Annotated in this window: 2 protein-coding genes; both read right to left on the bottom strand. The window is 44.5% G+C overall.

All coding sequences use genetic code 11. From position 1 onward, the window contains the following. The coding region (locus BCT81_RS15745) for an ABC transporter permease subunit (RefSeq protein WP_157938870.1) at nucleotides 1-702 on the bottom strand (702 nt) is incomplete at its 3' end. Nucleotides 703-849: 147 nt separating this feature from the next. Next, nucleotides 850-1,980, bottom strand: coding sequence for a transporter substrate-binding domain-containing protein (locus tag BCT81_RS29350; protein ID WP_241908221.1), 1,131 nt, complete (start codon nucleotides 1,978-1,980; stop codon nucleotides 850-852). Nucleotides 1,981-1,996 lie beyond the last annotated feature (16 nt).

The following is a 1,996-nucleotide window of genomic DNA, read 5'->3' as shown; positions in this document are numbered from 1 at the left end:
ACCCACGATCAAGCTAAGAGCAATTCGAAACATAGGGGTTTGTTGCCCAGTCAGTTTCTGTTTGTTGTTAGCCCAAATGTTGATGATGATGGTAGCTACGATACCAGCAATCAGTGACGCTATAACGATACTGCTTCCTTGTTCAAGAACAGGGGCTGGGAAATAAAGACCACGCACGTTTAGGAAAATCGCTTCGCCCAAACTGAGACTTTGTCTTGCAGATGGGAGAGCTTGAAGAACCGCGAAATACCAAAAGAAGATTTGAAGTAGTAGTGGGATATTTCGGAAGATTTCAATGTATACCGCGGCAAATCGGCTCACTAGCCAGTTAGATGACAGACGAGCGACACCCATAGAGAAGCCAAGAACTGTTGCTAAGATAATACCTAATACAGATACTAAAGCGGTGTTTAATAAGCCGACAACGAATGTTCGACCATACGAGAAGGTTTCGTCATATTCGACTAGGGTAAGGCCGATACCAAACCCCGCCTCTTGACTTAAAAAGTCAAAACCAGTGGCAATGCCTCGGGCTTCAAGGTTGGTAAGGGCGTTGTTTACGATGGTATAGAAGAAAGCGCCAAGTGCTCCGATAGCGATGATCTGGAAAACGACAGATCGAAAAGTCGGGTTGTATAAAAGGTTAGCACTTTTAGCTTCGGGTTTTTCCTGGGAAGGAGTAAGAGTGTTGTTAGGTTTCATACTGCAATAACCTCAAATCCATTTAACATTTAGGGCGGAAAAACCGCCCTAAATCGTGTTACTCAAACATTCATTTTTGGGTTGTTGCTATCACCCTTAACAAGAGCGATAGCAACGATTACGAACAAGTAATCACGTCCTGTGCTATTAACGGATTGGTGGAGCGTACATAAAGCCGCCCGCATTCCATAACGCATTTACACCACGATCGATTTGAAGTGGAGAACCTGTACCAACAGTACGCTCAAAACTTTCACCGTAGTTACCAACTTGTTTGATTACTTGGTAACCCCAGTCGTCACGAATGCCAAGGCCTTTACCTTTAGGACCGTCTACACCAAGAATACGTTTGATGTTTGGATCTTTTGACTTGAGCATTTCATCAGCATTTTTAGAAGTGATGCCGTATTCTTCCGCATTGACCATTGCTGAAAGTGTCCACTTAGCTACGTTGAACCATTTGTCATCATCTTGACGAACAACTGGGCCTAGAGGCTCTTTAGAGATAATTTCAGGAAGTACTTGTGCAGATTTAGGATCAGCTAGGTTAAGGCGAAGCGCGTATAGACCAGATTGGTCAGTGGTTAGCACATCACAACGACCTGCGTCGAAACCTTTAGATGTTTGTGCTGCTGTATCAAATACCACTGGCTTGTAAGACATGCCGTTGTTACGGAAGTAATCGGCTAGGTTAAGCTCAGTCGTTGTGCCTGATTGAACACATACAGACGCGCCATCAAGTTCTAAAGCGCTGGTTAGGCCAAGATCTTTCTTAACCATGAAGCCTTGACCATCGTAGTAGTTAACGCCTACGAAGTTAAGACCTAGAGCGGTATCACGATGCAGTGTCCATGTTGTGTTGCGAGACAGTACGTCGATTTCGCCAGATTTAAAATCTTCAAGGATACGAGTACGAGAGCCCTGCCCTTTATCACCGTGGAAGACTTCTGCAATGATGCCGCGTTTGTATAGTTTGTCTGCTAGGTGTTCACAGCTGTTCTTTGCATTCACGAAGATCAGAGCTTGGCGCCATTCGTGTTGTTTGATTAAGTGAGCCAATAATGCAGTTTTTCGGCCTTTCTCTACTTCAAATACACGCTGAACCAATGTACTTGCGTTCGCGCTTTGCAGTTGAACCTCTAGAGGGTCATTAAGTAGCTCTTCAGTTAGAGCTTGAACTTGCTCCGGGAAGGTTGCTGAGAACAACAGAGTTTGCTTCTTGGTTGGCAATAGCTTCAAGATAGCGCCTAGCTCTTCTGTAAAACCAAGGCTTAACATACGGTCAGCTTCATCA

Source organism: Vibrio sp. 10N.261.52.A1 (assembly GCF_002876325.1).
Lineage (GTDB): Bacteria > Pseudomonadota > Gammaproteobacteria > Enterobacterales > Vibrionaceae > Vibrio > Vibrio chagasii.
The sequence above is the reverse complement of the archived record's forward strand: the minus strand, read 5'-3'. Positions and strand labels throughout refer to the sequence as shown.